2 protein-coding genes are annotated in these 2,290 nt (G+C 74.3%); one reads left to right on the plus strand and one right to left on the minus strand.

Annotated features, from left to right (window positions below):
• The coding region (locus tag VFM98_RS08360; protein ID WP_325109454.1) for a response regulator at positions 1-688 on the plus strand (688 nt) is incomplete at its 5' end.
• Here VFM98_RS08360 and mnmC read toward each other — a convergent pair.
• Positions 685-2,290 (minus strand): FAD-dependent 5-carboxymethylaminomethyl-2-thiouridine(34) oxidoreductase MnmC (gene mnmC, locus VFM98_RS08365; protein WP_325109455.1); only part of this gene is annotated, 1,606 nt, incomplete at its 5' end. The genes VFM98_RS08360 and mnmC overlap by 4 nt on opposite strands.

A 2,290-nucleotide genomic window follows, 5' to 3' on the forward strand; every position in this document is an offset into this window, starting at 1 on the left:
GGAGCGCCATGCGCTCAACACCGTGTTCCGGCTGTCCGAGCAGTGCCTGACCATGTACCAGCTCTGGACGCCGGCGGCGCCGGAGCCGCCGCGCGTCGCCCTGCTCGACGGCCAGAGCTGGGAAGCCCGGGTCGAAGCCGAGTCGCCCCTGCACCGCGAGCTGCGCCTGTTCTGGGTCGGCGCCAATCCGCCGGCCAGCGTCGCGCGCGCCTTCGCCCGGCCGCTGGCCTGGGGCGAGGTGATCGAGGCGCTCGACCAGCTGTTCTCGCCGGGGTCGGGGCTGGACCTGGGGCAGGGGCCCGATTCGGTGATGTCGCAGAAGCAGGCGCTGATCGTCAGTGCCGACCGCGACCAGCGCCTGTACCTGCGGGCGCGGCTGGCGCTGGCGCGCCTGACCCTGGCCGACGAGGCGGAGAACGCCGCCCAGGCCGTGGAACGGGCGCGCGGCAAGCAGTACGACCTGGCGCTGGTCGACTGCAACCTGCCCGACGCCGATGCCTGGGTGCTGCTGCGGCAACTGCGGCAGGGCCCGCAGGCGATCCGCCACGTGGCGATGACGCAGTCGGGCCGCAGCGTGTCGGAGCACGTGCGGGCCTGGATGGGCGGCGCGGACGCGCTGCTGGAGAATCCGCCGCATCCGGGAAGGCTGGATGCGTGGTTGAGTCGGGTGGAGTTGGGGCAGGTTTAGGCGAGCTGCCTCTTCACGTCGAGCGCCTGCGCGAGCCGAAGCTCGAGCGGCAACGGCTCGCCATGCAACCGGGCGGCGATCAGCTCGCCGCAGAGCGCCGCGAAGGTGAGGCCGCGCGAGCCCATGGCGGTGCTCACCCACAGGCCCGACTCCACTTCACCTGCCAGTGGCCTGCGATCGGTGGAGGCGCAGCGCACGCCGCTCCAGGAGCGGGTTTCGCGCCGCTGCAACGTGGCTTCGACCACCTGCGCCGCGCGCGGCAGCACCGCGCGCACGCGCTCCAGGTTGGCGGTATCGTCGGCGCGCCGCAGCGATTCGTCCGCGTCGCCGCGGCCATAGGTGGATCCGGTGATCCAGGCATCGCGTTCCAGCAGCGGCACGCGCGGCAGGAAGTGGCCGTTGCCGTTGACGGGAAAGGGCGGCAGCAGCGCGGCGTCCTCGCCATGCGGGCCCCAGGTGACCTGGCCGCGCACGGGATTGAGCTGCACCCGGCCTGAAAGCAGCGGCGCGCTTTCGTGCGCCGCCGCGACCACCACCAGCGCAGCCTCCGCCATCGCTTCGCCGGCCGAATTCTCGAGGCGCCAGAGCGCGCCCGCGCGCACGAGGCGCGCCACGCGCCGGCCGCCGCAGAAGCGCACGCCCGGCGTGCGCAGCCAGTACCTCACCAGGGCCGCGGGTTCGATCCAGGCGGCGTTCTCGTGCCACCAGGCTGCTTGCCCGGGATCGATGCCGGCTGCGCGCTTCTGCGCTTCGCTGGCTTCGCGGCTCCAGGGCTGCAGGGATTCGCCCAGCGGCGGCAAGGGGCGGCGATCGTCGCCGCGCCACTCCAGCGCCCCCGTGCGCCGCCACTCCAGGCCGTCGGCCAGGTGCGCCTGCGCTTCCTGCAGCGTGATGCGCACGCCGGCACGCGACAGGCGCGACAACGGGTTGTCGTCGGGCGACTGGTGCGGGGCGAGCAGGCCGGCGGGCAGGTCGGAGGCGCCGGTGGCGGGGCCGGCCGCGATGTCGAAGGCGCGCACCGACCAGCCGCGGCGCGCCAGGCTGGCCGACACCGCGGCGCCGGCCAGCCCGGCGCCGATCACGATGCAGTCCTGCGGTGCGGGTTCTTCGCCCTGCGCTTCCAGCCCCTTCACCTGCCAGGCGGGGTCGTAGCGGGCCGAGAGGCATTCGCGCTTGGGCGGCAGGCCGGCGCGCTTCTCCACCTGCCAGCCGCAGGCCTGCAGGTCGCGCCGCAGCTGGCCTGCCACCGACCACGTCGCGAGCGCCGCGCCGCGCCGGCACAGGCGCGTGACGCCCTTGATCGTGTCGAGCGACCACATCTGCGGGTTGCGCTCGGGATCGAAGCCGTCGAGGAACACGGCGTCGGCGCGGAAGGACTGCTCGCGCAGCATGGGCGCGATGTCGCCGACGCACAGCGTGAGCAGCACCCGGCCGTCGGCGAAGGCGAAGCGATGGAAGCCGGGCGTGAGCCCGTCCCAGCGCGCGGCCAGGTCCTGCGCCAGCGGCAGCAGGCCCGGCTCGCGCTCGGCGCTGCGCAGCAGGTCGTCGGCGGCCACGGGAAAGGCCTCCACCGAGGCGAAGTGCAGCATGCGCGGCCGCTGC

The organism is Ramlibacter sp., from assembly GCF_035706265.1.
GTDB lineage: Bacteria > Pseudomonadota > Gammaproteobacteria > Burkholderiales > Burkholderiaceae_C > Ramlibacter.